The sequence below is a fragment of the Xanthomonas sp. NCPPB 2586 genome, from assembly GCF_041475775.2.
Classification (GTDB): domain Bacteria; phylum Pseudomonadota; class Gammaproteobacteria; order Xanthomonadales; family Xanthomonadaceae; genus Xanthomonas; species Xanthomonas campestris.
In genome coordinates, this window is record NZ_CM192981.1 from 523,186 (window position 1) to 542,362 (window position 19,177).

The 19,177-nt window shown below is 65.2% G+C and carries 19 protein-coding genes and 1 other RNA gene; 6 read left to right on the forward strand and 14 right to left on the reverse strand.

Annotated elements, in window-relative coordinates; translation table 11 throughout:
- Positions 1-26: 26 nt before the first annotated feature.
- From ACCQ09_RS02235 to ACCQ09_RS02260, 6 genes are read right to left on the reverse strand one after another with little or no spacing between them, the layout of a single operon-like run.
- Positions 27-449 carry a Na+/H+ antiporter subunit G gene (locus ACCQ09_RS02235; protein ID WP_011035694.1) on the reverse strand — a complete coding sequence of 141 codons (423 nt, stop codon included), beginning with the start codon at positions 447-449 and terminating at the stop codon, positions 27-29.
- Positions 446-730: a K+/H+ antiporter subunit F gene (locus tag ACCQ09_RS02240; protein WP_014509232.1), complete on the reverse strand. Its 285-nt coding sequence runs from the start codon at positions 728-730 to the stop codon at positions 446-448. Before ACCQ09_RS02240 ends, ACCQ09_RS02235 begins: the two co-directional genes overlap by 4 nt.
- Positions 727-1,233, reverse strand: a complete 507-nt coding sequence (locus ACCQ09_RS02245; RefSeq protein ID WP_011035696.1) for a Na+/H+ antiporter subunit E — start codon at positions 1,231-1,233, stop codon at positions 727-729. The genes ACCQ09_RS02240 and ACCQ09_RS02245 overlap by 4 nt, the downstream gene beginning before the upstream one ends.
- Positions 1,230-2,789 carry a monovalent cation/H+ antiporter subunit D gene (locus ACCQ09_RS02250; RefSeq protein ID WP_228428414.1) on the reverse strand — a complete coding sequence of 520 codons (1,560 nt, stop codon included), beginning with the start codon at positions 2,787-2,789 and terminating at the stop codon, positions 1,230-1,232. Before ACCQ09_RS02250 ends, ACCQ09_RS02245 begins: the two co-directional genes overlap by 4 nt.
- A complete protein-coding gene (locus ACCQ09_RS02255; RefSeq protein WP_005990640.1) occupies positions 2,786-3,160 on the reverse strand; it encodes a Na+/H+ antiporter subunit C in 375 nt (124 codons plus the stop codon). Before ACCQ09_RS02255 ends, ACCQ09_RS02250 begins: the two co-directional genes overlap by 4 nt.
- Complete coding sequence (locus ACCQ09_RS02260; protein WP_047676898.1) at positions 3,160-5,988, reverse strand: monovalent cation/H+ antiporter subunit A; 2,829 nt, start codon at positions 5,986-5,988, stop codon at positions 3,160-3,162. Before ACCQ09_RS02260 ends, ACCQ09_RS02255 begins: the two co-directional genes overlap by 1 nt.
- A 164-nt stretch (positions 5,989-6,152) precedes the next feature.
- Here ACCQ09_RS02260 and ACCQ09_RS02265 point away from each other — a divergent pair, with 164 nt between their 5' ends.
- Positions 6,153-7,055 carry an NAD-dependent epimerase/dehydratase family protein gene (locus ACCQ09_RS02265; protein WP_040942207.1) on the forward strand — a complete coding sequence of 301 codons (903 nt, stop codon included), beginning with the start codon at positions 6,153-6,155 and terminating at the stop codon, positions 7,053-7,055.
- 47 nt (positions 7,056-7,102) lie between these two features.
- Here ACCQ09_RS02265 and ACCQ09_RS02270 read toward each other — a convergent pair whose 3' ends face one another.
- Together ACCQ09_RS02270 and ACCQ09_RS02275 are read right to left on the reverse strand one after the other, a co-directional pair.
- A complete protein-coding gene (locus tag ACCQ09_RS02270; protein WP_011035701.1) occupies positions 7,103-7,588 on the reverse strand; it encodes an Mpo1 family 2-hydroxy fatty acid dioxygenase in 486 nt (161 codons plus the stop codon).
- A gap of 368 nt (positions 7,589-7,956) precedes the next feature.
- Positions 7,957-8,937: an IS5 family transposase gene (locus ACCQ09_RS02275; RefSeq protein ID WP_506182996.1), complete on the reverse strand. Its 981-nt coding sequence runs from the start codon at positions 8,935-8,937 to the stop codon at positions 7,957-7,959.
- A 127-nt stretch (positions 8,938-9,064) separates the two neighbouring features.
- Between ACCQ09_RS02275 and ACCQ09_RS02280 the strand changes: the two genes are divergently transcribed.
- A non-coding RNA gene (locus tag ACCQ09_RS02280) (sX9 sRNA) lies at positions 9,065-9,139 on the forward strand.
- Between the two features lie 183 nt (positions 9,140-9,322).
- On the opposite strand, the gene ACCQ09_RS02285 is transcribed toward ACCQ09_RS02280, so the two are convergent.
- From ACCQ09_RS02285 to ACCQ09_RS02305, 5 genes are all read right to left on the reverse strand, one after another.
- Positions 9,323-11,041, reverse strand: a complete 1,719-nt coding sequence (locus tag ACCQ09_RS02285; RefSeq protein ID WP_040940488.1) for a peptidoglycan-binding protein — start codon at positions 11,039-11,041, stop codon at positions 9,323-9,325.
- A 109-nt stretch (positions 11,042-11,150) separates the two neighbouring features.
- Positions 11,151-11,546: a hypothetical protein gene (locus ACCQ09_RS02290; RefSeq protein ID WP_040940489.1), complete on the reverse strand. Its 396-nt coding sequence runs from the start codon at positions 11,544-11,546 to the stop codon at positions 11,151-11,153.
- Between the two features lie 247 nt (positions 11,547-11,793).
- Complete coding sequence (locus ACCQ09_RS02295) at positions 11,794-12,411, reverse strand: hypothetical protein (RefSeq protein ID WP_372386268.1); 618 nt, start codon at positions 12,409-12,411, stop codon at positions 11,794-11,796.
- A gap of 170 nt (positions 12,412-12,581) precedes the next feature.
- Positions 12,582-13,274 (reverse strand): hypothetical protein, encoded by a 693-nt coding sequence (locus ACCQ09_RS02300; protein WP_162866351.1) that lies wholly within the window; start codon positions 13,272-13,274, stop codon positions 12,582-12,584.
- Between the two features lie 118 nt (positions 13,275-13,392).
- Complete coding sequence (locus ACCQ09_RS02305; RefSeq protein WP_016945172.1) at positions 13,393-14,319, reverse strand: phosphoribosylaminoimidazolesuccinocarboxamide synthase; 927 nt, start codon at positions 14,317-14,319, stop codon at positions 13,393-13,395.
- 335 nt (positions 14,320-14,654) lie between these two features.
- Here ACCQ09_RS02305 and ACCQ09_RS02310 point away from each other — a divergent pair, with 335 nt between their 5' ends.
- Complete coding sequence (locus tag ACCQ09_RS02310) at positions 14,655-14,984, forward strand: J domain-containing protein (RefSeq protein ID WP_011035707.1); 330 nt, start codon at positions 14,655-14,657, stop codon at positions 14,982-14,984.
- Between the two features lie 413 nt (positions 14,985-15,397).
- Here the strand turns inward: ACCQ09_RS02310 and ACCQ09_RS02315 are convergent, their stop codons facing one another.
- A complete protein-coding gene (locus ACCQ09_RS02315) occupies positions 15,398-16,237 on the reverse strand; it encodes an outer membrane protein (protein ID WP_014509222.1) in 840 nt (279 codons plus the stop codon).
- A 279-nt stretch (positions 16,238-16,516) separates the two neighbouring features.
- On the opposite strand from ACCQ09_RS02315, the gene rpe reads away from it, so the two are divergent.
- The 3 genes from rpe (at position 16,517) to yegS (ending at position 19,007) form a co-directional block, all read left to right on the forward strand.
- The gene (rpe, locus tag ACCQ09_RS02320) at positions 16,517-17,218 is read left to right on the forward strand and encodes a ribulose-phosphate 3-epimerase (RefSeq protein WP_016945174.1); all 702 of its coding nucleotides are present in this window, start codon (positions 16,517-16,519) and stop codon (positions 17,216-17,218) included.
- On the forward strand, positions 17,215-17,706 hold the full coding sequence (locus ACCQ09_RS02325; protein ID WP_012437189.1) for a GNAT family N-acetyltransferase: 492 nt from the start codon (positions 17,215-17,217) through the stop codon (positions 17,704-17,706). Before rpe ends, ACCQ09_RS02325 begins: the two co-directional genes overlap by 4 nt.
- Positions 17,707-18,077: 371 nt before the next feature.
- Positions 18,078-19,007: a lipid kinase YegS gene (gene yegS, locus ACCQ09_RS02330; protein WP_040940491.1), complete on the forward strand. Its 930-nt coding sequence runs from the start codon at positions 18,078-18,080 to the stop codon at positions 19,005-19,007.
- Positions 19,008-19,177 lie beyond the last annotated feature (170 nt).

Genomic DNA, 19,177 nt, shown 5'->3' on the forward strand with positions numbered 1-19,177 from the left:
GGAGCGCACGCTGACCAGTCAACCCATCAACCGCTGGAATTGTGCTCCGACGTCGACCGGTCCGGCGTAGTTTCCATGTTCTCGCCCACATCGCCTTGCGCCGGCGGCAGCCCTTCTTTTTGCATGTCGCCGTGGTTGGGGACTTCCGGGCGGTCTTCCATCATCAGCGACAGCGCGGCCTTGGCCATCAGGTGGGCGCTGATTGGCGCGGTGATGAACAGGAACACGGTGATCAGCAATTCGCGCGGTTGCGGGTCCACACCCAGGAACAGGTGATAACCGACCGAGCCCAGCAGCACGCAACCCACGCCCAGCGTGCTGGCCTTGGTGGGTGCATGCAGGCGCTTGAAGAAGTCCGACAACTTCACCAGCCCGAACGCACCGATCAGGATGAAGAAGGTGCCCACCAGCAGCAATGCGCTGAGCAGATATTCGGTAAGCGCGATCATTCGACGATATCCCGGCGCAGCACGTACTTGCTGAGCACCACCGTGCTGCCGAAGCCCAGCATGGCGATCACCAGGGCGGCCTCGAAATAAATCGGCGAATCCAGGTACATGCCCAGCAACATCAGCTCGGCAATGGCGGTGATGGAGAGCGTGTCCAGCGCCAGGATGCGGTCCGGCACGGTGGGCCCGCGCAGCAGCCGCCAGAGCGACATCACCATGGCCAGGGCCACCGCATGCATGCACACGACGATGGTCGTTTCGATGAAGGTATGGCCGGTCATGGAAAGATCTCCATCAGGGGCGTTTCATAGCGTGACTTGATCTCGGCGATCAGCGCATCCGGGTCATCCAGATGCAGCACATGCACGAGCAGGTATTTGCGGTCGTCCGACAGCGCCGCCGACACCGTGCCCGGCGTCAACGTGATCATGCTGGTGAGCGCGGCGATGCCGTGGATATTCTCGATGTCCAGCGGCACCCAGATAAAGCCGGGGTGGATACGCGATTCCGGCCCCAGCACCTGCAGCGCCACCTTGATGTTGGAGCGCACGATATCGACAGCGGCCACCAGCAGCATGCGCGGTACCGAACGCAACGAGCCGATGCGCGCGAACTCGCGGTCCAGCCGCGCGGCGAAGATCGGCACCACCCAGCCGAGCAGCAGGCCGAGCACCCATTGCTGCGGCCCGAAGCTGTCGCTGAGCAGCAGCCAGAACAGAAACACCATCACGCTCAACGGGCGCGAGGGAAACAGCCGGCGTTGCCAGGACACCTGTGCGCTCATGGCTGCATCCGTTGCGGCGTGGTCCCGCGCACCTGTTCCAGATACGCGCCGGGGTCACGCAGCTGTGCACCGGCCGCATCGGTGTAGTGCATCAACGGGCCGGCACCGATCGTCATCGCCACCAGACCGCTCAACAGGATGATCGTGGCGGCGGTCTCCACCGGGCGCATGCGCGCGCGGCGTTGCGGCAGGCGCTCCGGTGCGTCGTCCTCGACCGCTTCTTCCACCGCCTCTGGAACGCGCCAGAACAGGCGCACGCCTGCACGCGTCAGGCCGATCACCACCAGCAAACTGCTGCCCAGCACCGCACCCCACACCGGGGCCACCAGGTCGGCGGGCACATGCTGCAGTAGCGCGGCCTTGGCCAGGAACCCGGACAGCGGCGGCAGGCCAGCCACGGCAACAGCCGCAATCATGAACATCGCGCCGGGAATCGCCCGCCCAGGCAGTGGGGCAACCACTTCCTTGCGATCGCTGGCGCGACCACGGCGCCGGCGGATCAGGTCCGACACCATGAACAACGCCGCCGCCACAAAGCAGCTATGCGGCAGGTAATACAGGCCGGCGCCCAGCGCACGTGCATCGTCCAGCGAGAAGGCGATGAACAACGTCGCCGCCGAAAACACCACCAGGTACGACACCATCACCCGCAGCCGCGATGCCGCCATCACGCCGAAGGCCGCCATCACCAGCGTGCCGATGCCCAGCCACAGCAGCGCGTGCCGGCCGAAGCCGTGCAATGCGCCTGCGCCGGCACCGAACCACAACGACGACACCCGCAGCACCGCGTACAGGCCCACCTTGGTCATGATGGCGAACAAGGCCGCCACCGAGGCCGGTGCGCGCGAATAGGTTTCCGGCAGCCACAGGTACAGCGGCAGCAGTGCGGCCTTGCTGCAGAACACCAGCAACAACAATCCCAGGGTGGCCTTCGCCAGCGGCACGTCCGCTGCGGGCAGGGTGGCGATGCGCTGCGACAGCTCGGCCATGTTGAGCGTGCCGAACAAGCCGAACAACAGCCCCAGCGCAATCAGGAACAGCGTGGAGGCGCAGACGTTGAACACCACGTAGTGCAGGCCGATGCGCATCTGCAACCCGCGCCCGCCGCTGAGCAGCAGGCCGTAGGAGGCGATCAGCATCACCTCGAAGAACACGAACAGATTGAAGATGTCGCCGGTCAGAAATGCCCCGTTCAAGCCCATCAGCTGGAACTGGAACAGCGCATGGAAGTGCGGCGCGCGGCGGTCCCAGCCGGCGCAGGCGTGCAGCAGGCAGGCCGCGCCGAGCACCAGCGTGGTCATCAGTATCCACGCGGCCAGCCGGTCGCCCATCAGCACGATGCCCAGCCGCGCCGGCCAGTCGCCCAGCAGGTACACCAGCACCTCGCCGTGCGCAGCGCGGGCGAACAGGGCGACCACTGCCACCGCCAGCAGGGCCATGCTGGTCCAGGCCACGGCGCGCTGCACACGCGGGCCATAGCGGCGGTGTTCGACAAACAACGACGCCGACGCGCCGAGCATCGGGATCAGGATCGGCAGGATCAGCAGATGGTTCATCGGCGCGCCTCACGCGTGTCTTCGCCGGTATCCGCATCTTCGTGCGCATCCACGTGGTCGCTGCCGTTGTCGCTGCGGCTGCGGATCGCCAGCACCAGGCTCACCGCGGTCATCGCGAAGGCAATCACGATCGCGGTGAGCACCAGCGCCTGCGGCAGCGGGTCGGTGTGCTGGCTCAGGTCGGCGGCAATGCCGTCGCGCAACACGGGCGGCTGCCCGCTGCGCAGGCGCCCGCCGGCGAAGATCAGCAGGTTGGTCGCATACGACAGGAAGGTGAGCCCCAGGATCACATCGAAACTGCGCGCACGCAGCAGCAGGTAGATCGCCAGGGCGGTGAGCACGCCGATCGCGCTTGCCAGTGCCAGTTCCATCAATGCTGCTCCGCAGTGCGCGTCGAACGCTGGGTGGGATCGATCTCGCCGCGATGCGAGTCGCGGGTGCGCGAGGGTTTGATCGTGCCCATCATCGACAGCATCAACATCGCCGCACCGAACACCACCAGATACACGCCGGTATCGAACCCCAGCGCGCTGGCCAGCTCCAGCTCGCCCAGCCATCCCAGCGGAATCTCGGCGTGCCCGCTGGTGAGGAACGGCCGGCCGAACAGCAGCGAGCCGACACCACTGAGCAGTGCGCACAACAGCCCGATGCCGATCAGGCGGATGTAGTCGAACCCGAACCGCGACTCCACCGACGCCGCGCCCTGGATCACGTATTGCATCAGCAACGGCACCGCCAGCACCAGGCCGGCAATGAAGCCGCCGCCGGGCGCGTTGTGGCCGCGCAGGAACAGGAACAGCGACACCGTGAGCGTCAGCGGGAACATGATCTGCGCCAGATCCGCCGGCACCGGCAGCTTGATCGCCGGGCCGGGCATGGTGCGTTCCGGTGCCATGCGCGAGCGCCGCAGCAGCGCGTGCACCACCAGCCCGGCGATGGCGAACACGGTGATCTCGCCAAACGTATCGAAGCCGCGGAAGTCCACCAGGATCACGTTGACCACGTTGCGCCCATACGCCTCCGGCAAGGCCCGCTGCAGCATCTCGCCGGCGATGGTCGGGCTAGGCTGGGTCATCAACGTGTAGGCCAGCGCCGCCAGGCCGCCACCGGCAACGATGGCAATGCAGGCATCGCGGAATTTACGCAGCGGCGCGCGTTCCGGGCGCGAGGTTTCCGGCAGGTAGTTCATCGCCAGCAGCATCAGCACCAGCGTCACCATCTCCACCAGCAACTGCGTCAGTGCCAGGTCCGGTGCAGACAGGAACACAAAGGTCAGGCTCACCGCCAAGCCGGTGCCGCCCAGCACCAGCACTGCCAGCAAGCGTTGCCGGTACAGGAACAGGCTGCCTAGTGCGCAGGCCAGCATCAGCAGCCACAACGCCCAGCCCAGCAGCGGCATGGGCGCCGGTGTCGGCCACGGTCGCAACGCGCCGCCCTGCAGGAACGGCACCAGCGCCACCACCACCGCGCTGAGCACCAGCAGCATCAACATGCGTTGCAGGTTGCCATTGGTGATCGCGTCGGTGGCGCGTGCGGAGGCGGCGAACAGCGCCCGCAGATTCCAGTTGAACAAGGCCTTGCCCGGCGAGCGGTTTTCGATCGCGTACAGATCCAGCAGCCTGCGCAGTGCCATGTACAGCAGCACGCCGCCCACCACGCCGGCGATGCTCATCGCCAGCGGCCAGTTCAACCCGTGCCACAGCGCCAGGCTGTAATCGGGCAGGCGCTCGCCCAGGATCGCGCTGGCGCCGGCACGCAGCACCGGGGCCACCGTCCAGGCCGGCACGATGCCCACCGCCACGCAGGTCAGCACCAGCACTTCCACCGGAATCTTCATCCAGCGCGGCGGCTCGTGCGGGGTGCGGTCCAGGTCGCGCGGGCCCTGGCCGAAGAAGGTGTCGTGCACAAAGCGCAGGCTGTAGGCCACGCCGAGCAGGCCGGCCATCAACGCCGCGCCGCTGGCGAGCAGGCGCAGCAGCTGCGGGCCTTCGGCCTCCAGCGCCACGGCGAAGAACATTTCCTTCGAGAGGAACCCGTTGAGCAGCGGAATGCCGGCCATCGCCAGCGACGCGGTGATCGCCAGTGCGCTGGTGAACGGCATCAAGCGGCGCAGGTTGCCCAGCTTGCGCATGTCGCGCGTGCCGGTTTCGTGGTCGATGATGCCGGCGGCCATGAACAGCGAGGCCTTGAACACCGCGTGGTTGAGGATGTGGAACACGCCGGCCACTACCGCCATCGGCGTGGACAGGCCGAACAGCATGGTGATCAGGCCCAGGTGCGAGATGGTCGAATACGCCAGCACGCCCTTGAGATCGTGCTGAAAAATCGCATGCCATGCGCCCAGCAGCACGGTGATCGCGCCGATGCTGGTCACCGTGTACAGAAACAGGTCGGTGCCTGCCAGCGCCGGATGCAGGCGCGCCAGCAGGAACACGCCGGCTTTGACCATCGTGGCCGAATGCAGATACGCCGACACCGGTGTGGGCGCGGCCATCGCGTGCGGCAACCAGAAGTGGAACGGAAACTGCGCGCTCTTGGTAAAGATCCCCAGCAGCACCAGCACCAGCGCATACGGGTACAGCGGGCTTGCACGGATCAGATCACCCGAGGCCAGCACTGCATCCAGCTGAAAACTGCCAACGATGCGGCCGATCAGCAGCACCCCGCCCAGCAGCGCCAGGCCGCCGCCGGCGGTGAGCACCAACGCCATGCGTGCGCCTTCGCGCGCATCCTTGCGATGCGACCAGAAGCCGATCAGCAGGAAGGAACTGAGGCTGGTGAGTTCCCAGAACACCATCAGCAGCAGCAGGTTGCCCGACAGCACCATGCCCAGCATCGCGCCCATGAACAGCAACAAATACGCGAAGAAGCGCGAGGCGCTATCGCGTGCACTCAGGTAGTAATGCGCATACATCACCACCAGCGCGCCGATCGCCAGCACCAGCAGCGCGAACATCCAGGCCAGCCCGTCCATGCGCAGCGAGAACAGCAGCCCGATCTGCGGTAACCAGGCATGTTCGCTGCGGATGATTTCCCCGCGCAGCACCGCCGGTGTCAGCAGTGCCAGGATGCCCAGGCCGGCCAACGGCGCGGCCGCAGCCAACCACGCAGTGATCGAACGGGAGGTGCGCCACGACAGCGCCACGGCGGCCGCCATCAGGAACGGCAGCGCGAGCAGAATTTCCAACGGTGCAGGCATGCAGGGAACACGAGATTCGCGAGCAGGCCAGAGAGCTTAACAAACCGTTGACTGACGCCGGCGTCAAGGTGAGCGTGCGCCTGTCGGGAAAACGACAGGAGTTGCCGTCGCACCGCCGCGTTGCACTGGGTATGCTGACGCTATCGCCACCGCCTGCCTACCTTGTGACTGCTGCCAATCCCGCTCCTTCCGTCGCCGCCGCTGCACCCCGTGCCCTGGTCTTCGGCGGCAGTGGCCAGATTGGCGAACGCTTGCTCACTCGCCTGCTGGGGCGTGGCTGGCAGGTCACCGCCTGGTCGCGCGCGCCGCGTGCCGCACGCGCAGGACTCATCTGGCGGCAAGGTGACCTGGCGGCACCGGCGGTGGCGGGCGAGAGTTTCGAGGTGATCTTTAGCTGCGGCCCGCTGGATCATTTCGCGCACTGGTACGAGACCAACGCGGTGAGCACGCCACGCATCGTCGCGTTCGGTTCCACCAGTGTGGAGGTCAAGGAGCATTCGATCGATGCCGCCGAGCGCGATGTCGCCCAGCGGCTGGCCAATGCCGAACAAGCGCTGTTCTCCGCCGCCAAGGCGCGTGGCGCCGCGGCCACCGTGCTGCGCCCCACCCTGGTTTACGGCGCCGGCCGCGACCGCACGCTGACCCAGATTGCCGGGCTGGCCAGGCGCACGGGCGCGTTCGTGTTGCCGGCCAATGCCACCGGGCTGCGCCAGCCGGTGCATGTGGACGATCTGGCCAGCGCGGCATTGGCGGTGGTCGCCCAGCCGGTCACGCATCAGCGCAGCTATGCGGTGGGCGGTGGCGAAGTGCTGGCCTACACGCAGATGGTGGAACGCGTGCTGGAGGCCTTGCCGCGGCCGGCACGGCTGTATCAGGTGCCGCCTTCGCTGTTCGGTCTGGCGCTCACCACCGCGCAGCGCCTGGGCCGGCTGCGCAGCATGAATACCGCCGCGTTGCAGCGCATGCGCGATGACCTGGTGTTCGACCTGGAGCCGGCGCGGCGCGACTTCGGCTATGCACCGCGTGCGTTCCGCCCGCTGCCGGAAGAGCTGGGTATCGGCGAGTAGCCTGCGTTGGCGTCAGCGCGGTATCGCTGACTTGGGGAACCCGAAGATCAGAACCGCCAACCCAGGTGCCGATACAGCTTGGCCAGCACCCACAGCGGCCCGATCAGCAGATAGGTCAGGTCGGTCAGAAAGCTCGGCTTGCGGCCTTCGATCTTGTGGCCGACAAACTGCGCGATCCACGCCAGCACGAACACCGTCACCGCCAGCGTGAACAGGCCGCCCAGGCCCAGTCGGCCCTCGATCAGCCGGCACAGGCAGCCGAAAAAGAAAAAGATCGCCAGCATGCCCAGGCCAAGCGGCCGCGACAGCCGGTTGTAATACGACCACGCCCCGAACATCGCCAGCGCCGCCCACACGCCGCTGCTGAACCACGTGCCGCCCACCGGGATGCACCACAGCAAGGCCACCACCGACCACAGGATCGCCGGCACCGCCAGCACGTGGATCTGCTGGTTGGTCGCATTGCGGTGGTCGTCAGAATAACTGGCGAAATAGCGCTCGAGCGGTCGCGCGGTCGTGGTGCGTTCGGTCATGTTCCCTCCCAGGAATGGCCCAAGCATACGCGCGCGGATGGCCGCAGTGGCGCTTGCGGGGCAGCTGCCGGGAACAGGACCTGCCACGCACCAGCGCGTGGCAAGCCCCTGTGTTGCGCATCACGCTCTGCGCATCGGCGATTGCCCGCCAGGCGGGCGAGGGTGGTGCCGCCAGCGGCGTCGTCCATTGATCACGCCGGTTCTCGCGCACCGGCCTCGCCCACTGCAAACGACGGCCCGCAGCCAGACCTAGGGAAGGTCTGAACAATGAGGCCTGAGAGTGCGGGATGTCGCATCGCTCTGGAGAGTCGCGTTTGGATCTTCGGATTTTTCGCAATTTCTGGAGCTTTCCTTGGGAATTCCCCGGGTTACAGGCGCACGCTCCCCATGGCAGGCAGTAACTGCTTTCGCTTCATCCACAGGTTTGACAGCGCAAACAGCGTCAGCACCTGCGCGGTGTTCTTCGCCAGGCCGCGATAGCGGACCTTGGTGTAACCGAACTGGCGCTTGATCACCCGGAACGGATGCTCCACCTTCGCGCGCACGCTGGCCTTGAAGTGTTCCCAACGCTGTTCCCGAGCACGCTCCCGCTTGTTGCCGATGGCTTGAAGCACCGAACGCTTGGCAGCAATGAAAAATGCAGCCTCGCAGTCCTGCAGTTCTTCGCGCTTATCCGCACCGGTGTAGCCGCTGTCGCCGAACACGCTGTCTTCTTTGCCATGCAGCAACGTGTGCGTCACCACGACGTCGGCGACGTTGGCGGCCGTGCAATGGACGTGGTGCACCAACCCGGAAAATTCATCCACGCCGATGTGGGCCTTCATCCCGAAATACCACTGATTGCCCTTCTTGGTCTGATGCATCTCGGGGTCGCGCGCATGGTCGGCGTTCTTGGTCGAACTGGGCGCCGCGATCAGCGTCGCATCGACGATCGTGCCCGACCGCAGGCTCTGGCCCTTGCGCGCCAGATGCGCGTTGACAGCTTCCAGCATCCGCGCGGCAAGGCCATGGGTCTCCAGCAGGCGCCGAAAGTTGAGAATCGTGGTCTCGTCCGGAACGTTGTCCAAGCCACCGAGCTGGGCAAACCGCCGCAAGGTCGGGATCTCGTGCAGTGCTTCTTCCATCGCCGGATCGCTCAACGCATACCACTGCTGCAGCAAATGAATCCGCAACATCGTCGCCAGTGCGTACGGCTGCCGACCTGGCCGGCCCGACACGGGATAGTGCGGCGCGATCAGCCCGAGCAGTTGCTGCCACGGAACCACCTGCTCCATCTCGGCCAGAAAGATCTCCCGGCGCGTCTGCTTGCGCTTGCCCAGGCCCTCAGCGTCACCGAACGTCAGTTGCATGGATCACTCCTCAACATGAGGCGGGTAGTGTCGCGTATCTGTGGTGCGTTGTTCAGAGTTTCCCTAGAGCAGCGATCAAAACGACTGCGCCGCCGTCAGGCGGGCGCGGCCGGTGCTCGGAATCGGCATATACCTCCGTACACGCCGGTTCCTCTGCGCCGTCCGCACCCACCTGACGACTGCTTGCTCCGTTTTGTTAGCCGCGCTTATTGGGAGCGCCGACGTGCGCGTCATGCGGCAGGCAATCACGGTCAATGACGCCGCTCCACGGATTCAAATATGTGACGTCTCGCTTCTACCCGAGTGCATGAAGCTGCGGCAGGTAAACGGCAGATACAAAAAAGCCGGCCAGACAGGCCGGCCGGCTCTTTCGTGCATCGTGAACTCAGCGACTGCCGATGGCGACCTTTTGCTGCTCTTCGTGCGCCTGTTGCTGTTGCGACTGCCCAGCCAGAAGCTGCGCGCTGGTCTGCTCCAATGACGGGGCAGGCTGGTTTAGATCCACCGCCGCACGGAACCCCGGCGTGGTGCCCATCACGAACGCCTTGCCGTCCTGCACCGTCACGTTCTGCAGCTTATCTGCGCTGTCGATGCCATTCTGCTTGGCCTGCAAAGTGACGTTGGCAGCAGTCTCATTAGAGATCATGCTCGGCAGCTTGCTGCGGATTGCGTTGTGCAACGCATGGTCCGGATGCGAGGCATCGTTGAGCGACGGACCCTTGGGCGCAGCGGCCGGGGCATCGACCGCTTTGGCCGCAGGCGCAGACAACGCGGCCCGCGTATCACGGCCGACGACACCGTCCTGCTGCAGCCCATGCTGCTTCTGAAACGCGATCACCGCCTCCCGTGTGTTGTCCCCAAAGCGACCATCTTCCGCAAGCCGGTTGCCCTGCGCATCGCGAACGCCGAGACGGTTGAGGTCCTGCTGCAACTTGCCGACATCGCCGCTCTGCTCGCCATGACGCAGCGTGCCATTGCCAGCCGGTGCCGATGGCTGCGATTGACGGGCGCCCGACTCGTGCTGGTGACCTTGATTCCAGAATGTCTCTGGACTGGTCAACTTGCCGTTGGCATCGCGCAGCTGGTAATGCACATGCTGTGCGTACTGACTATTACCGTTCGGGCCGCGTCCGCCCATCGTACCGATGGCATCGCCCGCGGACAGCGTCTGGCCTTCTTTCACCTTGAGTGCGTCCAGGTGCAGGATCTCGTGCGAGTTACCCTGCGCATCGCGAATCTTGACCGTGCCGTAGTTGCCGCCCGCGAACGTTACCGTTCCGGAGACCGGCGAATGCACCGTCGGGTGCTGCAGGTTACGGCCTTGCTGACCACCTTCGTAGTTGAAATCTGTACCACCGTGCGGCCCGTGGCTACCGCGGTGCTCACCATAATGACCGGTAATGTGCGGGTCGGTGCTGCCTTGACCGGGCAGCATGCGTTCCATCGTTTGCTGAAAATTGCTGCGAGTGGCATGGCTAGGTTCGGCTGTCTGCGTCACTGGCGTCGGCTGGCCCACTGTATTGCCCTGCGTTTGTGCAAGACGCTGCTCGACAAACTGGGTGTAGTTGTCCAGATGAGGGGCAATCTCGCGCCGCGACAGAGCCAAGCCACCATAATCCTTGCTAGGACCATCATGGTGATACTTGTAAATGTAATCCTCGCCCTGGCCGCGGCTACGCGCGAGGTCCCGGTTATCAACGAAATGTTGCACCAATGCCTGCGACTGCGTTTCCACGTCGAAGCGGTTGGATGCGTTGACGCCATAATGCGCGCCAGTCCGGTCAATGAATTGACCTAGGCCAGAGGCAGACGTTGTCCCCGCAGCTGCATCCGGGTTGAAGCCTGACTCAACTCGGGCGATGGCAAGGACGTATGCAGTCTCGCGCGCTGAAAGCCCTGCATCTCGCGAGTAATCGATAAGGCTATCGATCACGCGTGATTGTGTCTGTGGGCTAGCATCGCCCCAGCGGCGTGATTCGCCATGCAATCTGCCATCTCCGCTGTCGATGGGCTCGCGGTAGTGGCTCCAGGGTTTGATCCGGTCACTGCTGTATGCAGCGCCGCGTGGTTGAAGCATTTCGGTATAAATCGTGGTGTCGGTCATATCGTGCGTTCCTTTCTATGAGACAGATTCTTCCTTGTAACGGGTGCTGCTCCATGTACTGCGTACTGCTTTCACCATGCGCCGCAATCGGCGCATAGACGTCCTTTGCTCAGGGCTGGAAAGGCTCCAATTCCGGGTGCTTCAGTCCTAACTCCTCGAGCTTGTGTTCGTATTCGTCGTTATTCGGGCTCTGCTGGCCGTCCTGCGTATGCAGCGGTGGTGTCGCATGATTCAGCAACTGACCCTTGATGTCATACAGGAAGAACCATTCGCAAAATTCGCAGCCGTAGGGAAGCTCGCCGTACTGGACGACAAAGTACGTGCTTCCTTTTGCGTCTTCCGTGCAACCCAGGCCCACTGCGGTGTAGTCCGCCATCTCTGGAGGCGCTGCCACTTCCTGGCGCTGGCCATCGTGCTCCATTTTCAGGTGGGTCTTGGTGGAGCCGCTGCTCTCGGATGGCAACGCGCTCAGGTGCAGGCGCACGCCGGAGCATTCCTTGATCATGTCATTCCGTCCTTGTGTATCTGCTTCTGTCGAAGTCGGGGATGGGGTAGTGGCAGGTGGCGTACTAGGCGCGCTGGTGGTGGCAGCTACGGGCCCTGGCTTGTCACCGCATGCGCCAAGCACCAGGCTCAGGCCGAGAGCAGGTAGCACGGAGATGAAGCGTCGCATCAAGTCGCCTCTTTGACGGTTTGAGTTGTAGGTGACGATAGCCAAGCCGGCAGAACCTGCTTCCAGCGCCCGCCGACGTTTACAAAGACTGGTCGTCCACCTTAACCAGCATCCAGCAGGGGCGCTGCGCGAAGTGGTAGACCTGCTGATCGCCGGTGTCCGGTGTGCGGACCAGTACCTGGCGGCCATCGGCTTCTTCGGAAATCGTGACCTCGCGGCCGCCGTTGCGTGCTGCCTCAAGGTTCGGGATGACAGGCCATTCGACCTTGGCAAGCGGAACTGTGCGGGTGACCGGGGTGGGCTCGGGCTGTGCGTCCGGGTCGAGTTGGATCATCGTCAGCGGATCGGCCGTGGCTTTTTCCTGTACCGCAATGTCTGCACTGAAGCTTTTCAGAAAGTCAGAGAAGTCGGCGCTGGGACAGGTTGTTGCCTGCGCGGGCGTTGCCGGAACGGTGGCGGATGCAGGCGATGCATTCGCAGCAGGTGTCGCAGCGCCGGCTGGCTCAGCTTGCGGCTTGCAGGCAACCAGCGCCAGGCTCAGTGCGAGAGCGAGCAGGGACGTTCGGAAAAAGGCCAATGGATCCTCCTGATCATAGCGGGCAAGCTGGAGCGCGGGCGGGATGTTATACGCGCGCTGTTTGCCGATGTGTGAAGGCTTGCAGAGCGTGGGTTGCACAAACTGGCCGGCATGCGGCAAGCCAATGTCCTCACAGAACAAGCAACCTGACGGTGGCTCCGGGGCTCGGGTGAGTCCGCGCCCGTTGATTGCTGTCAGCAAAGCCAGGTTATCTCGATCGAGCCTGTGCAAAGATCATCATGATTTGATCATGGTTTTGGCCGGAAATTTGTCCGGTATGGCGCGGCTGACTATATCCCGTTTGAAAATACATCGAGTGCATCCGCACCCACCCATCCCTGTGCGCAGTCGCCGACATACTGGCCTGGGGCAGCGGCATGGCAACTCCCGCCAGTGGCGCTCTTCGAACGTTGGATCGGCCTGTCGCCATATGTTCGGCATGCCGAATTGTTTTTGCATCCGGCAACACTGTCTGCAGGAATCGCAATGACGTAGTAATACAGAGGATTCTGTCCGGCGCGGCCGATCGCTTGAATGCAGACGAGCTGGCCCTGCGCCAGCCTGGCTCTGGCGATCACGCTACTGCCAGTGGTCGGCACCGCATCAAGTGCATCCACCCCGCTTGCCTGCGCCACGCCGGCAAACAAGCCCGCATCGTCACACGCAGGCGAGAGCTCCACGTCGTAGAAATCGCCGGCATCGACATTTCCGGCCGTGCAGCCTTTTGCCATGTTCGCATCGGCACACTGCACGCCGCTTGCCTGTAGCAACGTCGCGAGCCGGTCATTGAGGGAAGCGCCAGAAGAAGCCGGTGCGCGCGTTGCTGCAGGCGCCGATACCGATGCCGATGCCGTCGATGTGACTAGCGGCGCGGCATGGGAAGTTGATTCGCCGGCGCTGCACGCGCTTACTGCAAGCAGCCCGGGCAGCAGTGCGTTGCGTAACGCCGGCAATCTGCGGAATGAAAAATGTGGGAGTGTCATCGCGACTTCCTTGGCTAACAGATCCCGTCAGGTGCGTCCTTCAGCGCTCAAGAAAGAGCGCTGCCCGCCATTGCTGCTTTAGTACAGCCTCAAAGCCTCGGGACCGGGGCCTTGAACATCAATCGACCGAAATACCCGCCAGCCTCTGCAACGCCTCGGCGTATTTGGCGCGCGTGCGTTCGATCACGTCCGCCGGCAGGCGCGGGCCAGGTGCGGTCTTGCCCCAGTCCAGCGTCTCCAGATAATCGCGCACGAACTGCTTGTCGTAGCTCGGCGGGCTGGTGCCCAGCTCGTACTGGTCGGCGGGCCAGTAGCGCGAGGAATCCGGGGTCAGCATCTCGTCCATGATGTACAGGCGGCCATCGGCGTCGGTGCCGAATTCGAACTTGGTGTCGGCCAGCAAAATGCCGCGTTCGGCGGCAAAATCGGCGGCGAAGCGATAGATGCGCAAGGTGGCATCGCGCACGCGCTCGGCCAGCTCGGCGCCGACCGTCTTGACCATCGCATCGAAGTCGATGTTTTCGTCATGGTCGCCGACAGCGGCCTTGGTCGAGGGGGTAAAGATCGGCTCGGGCAGTTTCTCGGCCTGGCGCAGGCCATCGGGCAATTCGATGCCGCTGATCTTGCCGGTGCGCTGATAGTCCTTCCAGCCGCTGCCGATCAGATAACCGCGCGCGATCGCTTCCACCGGCACCGGCTTGAGCTTGCGCGTGACCACCGCGCGCTTGGCGTACAGCGCCGGATCCACGCCCTCGGGCAGCACCTGCTCGACGCGGATGTCCACCAGATGGTTGGGCATCAGGTGTTCGGTCTTGTGGAACCAGAAGTTGGACACCTGGCAGAGCATTTCGCCCTTGCCGGGAATCGGGTCGGGCAGCACCACGTCGAACGCAGACAGGCGGTCGGTGGCCACCATCAACAGGTAGTCGCCGGGGGGCGCATCGGCGGGCAGGCGGTCGCGGGGAATGTCGAAGACATCGCGGACCTTGCCACGGTGGCGCAACGGCAGGCCGGGGAGATCGGATTGCAACAGCGTGGTCGACACAGGCACTCCTAAGGACGTCGCAATGACGCTGTCCCCAGGACCCGGCGGGCCCGCGGGTAGGCAGCGGGCCGCGTAGTGTACGGTGCTTCGCGGCGCCCCGCTGCACGCAGTGGCTGGCAGGCGTTGCACTGCCAGCTGGCGGCCATGGCCGCTATGCCCAACCGGCAGGGCCGACGGCCGCACCCGGGTGTCAGGCACGCTGCCGCTGGCATGCGGCGCGTCGCAAACCTACCCGGTACTTCGCCCATGAGCGCCTCGCACGCCGATCGACAGCCAAGCCACACAGGGCTTCGGGTAAAATCGCCGGCCCGCCTCTTTGGCTGCCGATCGCCCCCATGTCCTGGTACGGAAAATTGCTCGGCGCACTTGCCGGCGCCTTGCTGTTCCGCGGGGCGCCGCTGATCGGGGTGATGATCGGCCTGGCGATCGGGCATGCGGTGGATGCGGGCTGGTTCAAGCGCCGCGAAGAGAACCCGTACGAGGCACTGGGCCTGGAAGCAGACGCCACCAAAGCCGAGATCGACCTGGCCTATCGCCGCCTGATGTCGCGCTACCACCCCGACAAGGTGGCCAACGCCAGCCCGGAAGACCGCCGGCAGGCCGAAAAGAAGGCCAGCCAGATCAACGCCGCCTACGACCGCATCCAGCGGCAGCGCAAGCGCTGAGCTCTGACGGAGAGCGGGGCAACGGACCGTAGCAGGATCATCAGATCAATGCGGGGCTGCCTGATCCCATTTGCCCAACATCGGGTGTGCGTTGCTGAGCCATCCTCAGCATCTGACGCCGCGCATTGCGGGCACAGCCTCGCCCATAGGCCTGGCTCTCTCGGGCCAGAACTGCAGGAATGGAGGAACAGGCCTTGGAGCAGTCCCTGAAAGAGACCGCGACTAGGCCTTGAATGCGCCGAATTAAACGAAAACCCGATGCGCGCATCGCTTGGCGAGGCGCGTTCCAGAACTGCCCCCGCAACAGTCGGCGAGGTCTTGCATAAACGCCCAGGAACCTAGAGATTCCCGGGCGCACATGGGGCGAATATGTCACCCAGGGCCGAGCCCTCAGGCCATGCCCTTTCGCCGGATCAGAAGCGGTAGCTGGCGGTCAGGCGGATCGCATTGGACGAAAAATCCGTGTCCGTACGGCGCAGGTCGGTGCCGGCCGGGTTCACGCGCAGGAACGGGTTGGTCGCCGGGGCGGTGCCCGGGCCGACACGCACGCGGGTGTCTTCGTCCTGCAGGCGGGTGAACAGATATTCCACGCCCACCGAGACATGGTCGCTCAAGCGACGCTGCAGCCCGATGCCGGCCTGGTAACCGTTGGCACTGTCGCCACCGCTGCCGGTGAAGCTGTTGGCGGTGTTGCTGCTGGCAAAGCTGTGGTCGAACTCGCCGCGTGCCACGCCGGCGGTGACATACGCCAGGTAGTCGCCCTGTGCGCCGAACGCATAGCCCACGCGCCCGCGCAGCGCGGCGGTGCGATTGAGCTGGCGGGTAAAGGTGTACAGCGCCGGTGTGGTGCTGAAGGCGCTGACGCTGTCGCGCAGGTCGTTACGGGTGTATTCGGCCACCACGCCGTAGACCCAGTCGCCCACCTGCCAGTCGTAGCCGGCGCGCACGCCGTATTCGGCACCGCCCTTGTCCTTGCTGCACCCGCTTGCCGGTGTGCGCCCGGCCGCAGCGCCACCGCAGAAGCCCGGCGAAAACGCATCCGCCCCGGTGGCGGTGCTGACCTGGTCGCCGTCGCGGCCGTCCAGGTTGGTATCGAAGCCGAAACGGCCGCCGGACACGCCGGCCGGGTCGGCGCCGCCCACATTGGCCCCCAGCGAGAAGCCGGACCAGTCAGCGGGGCCGGATTGCGCCCAGGCCGAGGGGGCCAGGGCCAATAGAACGAGGGCAGCGGAAGCGAGCGGGGTGGTTTTCATGCGGTTTCCTTCATCTGGCGCGGCGCGCCGGTCCATCACCCTACGCGCTGGCGTCCGCTGCGGATGCACTGACAATCGCTTTTTGGGAAGCCGTTGCGGATTTGGAAGACCTGCCAGGCAGCGGCTCTGGCCGATCGAGTGCAATACCGCCAGTGTTGGCGGCGCCAGGCGCCCATCGCCGGCAGCCAACGCCAAGCCGGCCCGAAGCTCCACCGCACGCCCGCTTGCAGAGCAGCTGCCGCCGCGCTCGGCTTTCCTCGCCGCGCCACGGTTGCGACAATGGGGCTCCTGCATTTTCCCGAGCTGCCCATGCAACCGACGGCGATCGCCCCGTCCATCCTGTCTGCCGATTTCGCCCGCCTGGGCGAGGAAGTGGACAACGTCCTGAAGGCCGGTGCCGACTGGGTGCACTTTGACGTGATGGACAACCACTATGTGCCCAACCTGACCATCGGCCCGATGGTCTGCCAGGCGCTGCGCAAGCACGGCATCACTGCACCGATCGACGTGCACCTGATGGTCGAACCGGTGGACCGCATCGTGCCGGACTTTGCCGACGCCGGGGCGACCACCATCAGCTTCCATCCCGAAGCCAGCCGCCACGTGCACCGCACCATCCAGTTGATCAAGTCGCATGGCTGCCAGGCCGGGCTGGTGCTCAACCCGGCCACGCCGGTGGATATTCTCGATTGGGTGCTGCCCGAGCTGGATCTGGTGCTGGTGATGTCGGTCAACCCCGGGTTCGGCGGCCAGGCCTTCATTCCCTCGGCGCTGGACAAGCTGCGCGCCATCCGCAGCAAGATTGATGCGCTGGGCAAGCCGATCCGCCTGGAGATCGATGGCGGCGTCAAGGCCGACAACATCGGCGCGATCGCTGCCGCCGGTGCGGATACCTTCGTGGCCGGCTCGGCCATCTTCAATGCGCCCGACTACGCGCAGATCATTGCGCAGATGCGCGCGGCGGTGGATGCGGCGCGATGACTCAGGCGCCGCTGCAGATCCGCCCCGCCACGCCCGCCGATGCGGCGCTGCTGCACGAACTGGTCACCGCGCTGGCGGTGTACGAGCGCGAGCCCGACGCGGTGAAGGCCACGCCGGAGGATCTGCGCGCCAGCCTGTTCGGCGACGGTGCCACCGCGCACGCGTTGCTCTGCGAGCAGGGCGGCCAGGTGCTTGGGTTCGCGGTGTATTTCTTCAATTACTCCACCTGGCTGGGCCGCAACGGCCTGTATCTGGAAGACCTGTTCGTGCGGCCGCAAGCGCGCGGGCAGGGCGCCGGCCTGGCGCTGCTGCGGCACCTGGCGCAACTGGCGGTGGACAAGGGCTGCGGACGCTTCGAGTGGTCGGTGCTGGACTGGAACCAGCCGGCGATCGAGTTCTACCAGGGCGTGGGTGCGCGCCCCATGGAGGGCTGGACCGTGTACCGGCTCGACGGCGAGCGCCTGGCCGCGTTTGCTGCAGGTAGCTGAGGCGGCGGGGCACGGGGGTGAGCCGCACGTCAGCCAGGCTCTAGCTTGCCTGGCAGTTGACGCCGCTTGGGGGAGCGCAGCGCAGGCCTGCCCCAGGCATCCTGCTTCGACCATGCAGTCCGTGGCCAAGCAACCGCGCGTCACCTCGCCACCCCTGCGAAACACGCATAAAAAAGGCCGCCCCAATGGAGCGGCCTTCAAGAAAATTTGGAGGCTGATCCTGCCTCCGCCCGTCGTCCCTGCTATGGCCTTCTATCCTCCGGGTCATCGATGACATGCCGATGACAGGTGCGGGCGCTGCGTATTCACGATCCACGCATTCCGCCGCTGCTAGCCTGCGCGCACCACACATCCTCTCATCGGCAGCGCGCATGGCCCCGTCCCACTGGCGACTGATCCTCAACGGCAAGTCCACCGACAACGAGGATCTGCGCGAGGCGGTGGGCGTGCTGCGCAAGCGCGGCATCCAGCTCGATGTACGCGTGACCTGGGAAGAGGGAGACGCCGAGCGCTACGTGGCCGAAGCCATCGCCGATGGCGTGCAGACCGTGGTCGCCGCCGGCGGCGATGGCACGCTGAGCGAAGTGGCCGCCGCACTGGCCCACCACCAGGACGACGCCGCCACGCTGCCATCGTTGGGCCTGGTGCCGCTGGGCACCGCCAACGATTTCGCAACTGCCGCCATGATCCCGCTTGAACCGCTCGGCGCCCTGGGCCTGATTGCCGAACGTGCGGCCGAGCCCATCGACCTGCTGCGTATCGACGCCGACCACGGCCCGCACTGGTGCGCCAATGTGGCCAGCGGCGGCTTCGGCACTCAGGTCACCGTGGAAACCGATGCGGGCCTGAAGAAGATGCTCGGCGGGCTGGCCTACCTGATCACCGGCATGTCGCGGCTGGGGCGGATCGACCCGATCAGTGCCCATTTCACCGGCCCGGATTTCAGCTGGGAAGGCGAATTCATCGCACTGGGCCTGGGCAACGGGCGCCAGGCCGGCGGTGGCCAGGCGCTGTGCCCGGAGGCACTGATCGACGACGGCCTGCTCGATGTCACCATCGTGCCCGCGCTCAATGGCGAGGTCGCCGCCACGCTGGGCACCCTGGTCACCGGCGGCAAGCAGGCCGCGCTCGAACGGGTCGCGGTGCGCACCCGGCTGCCCTGGCTGGAGATCGCCTCCGTGCAACCGCTCACCTTGAATCTGGATGGCGAACCGGAGACCTCGCGGCATTTCCGCGTCGAATGCGTGGCGGCCCGCCTGCGCATGCATTTGCCGATCGATTGCCCGTTGCGGAGCGTTTGAAGCTGGGAATGGGGAATGGGGAATCGGGAATCGGGATTCAAGCGAAGCAACTGCGGCTCAAGCGAAGCAGCCGCCAACGCACCGCTGTAAGCCCCTCTCCCTTTGGGAGAGGGGTTGGGGTGAGGGTCCCTGTGCCGACACACATGCCGCTACCAGGTAGCTCGCTCTGC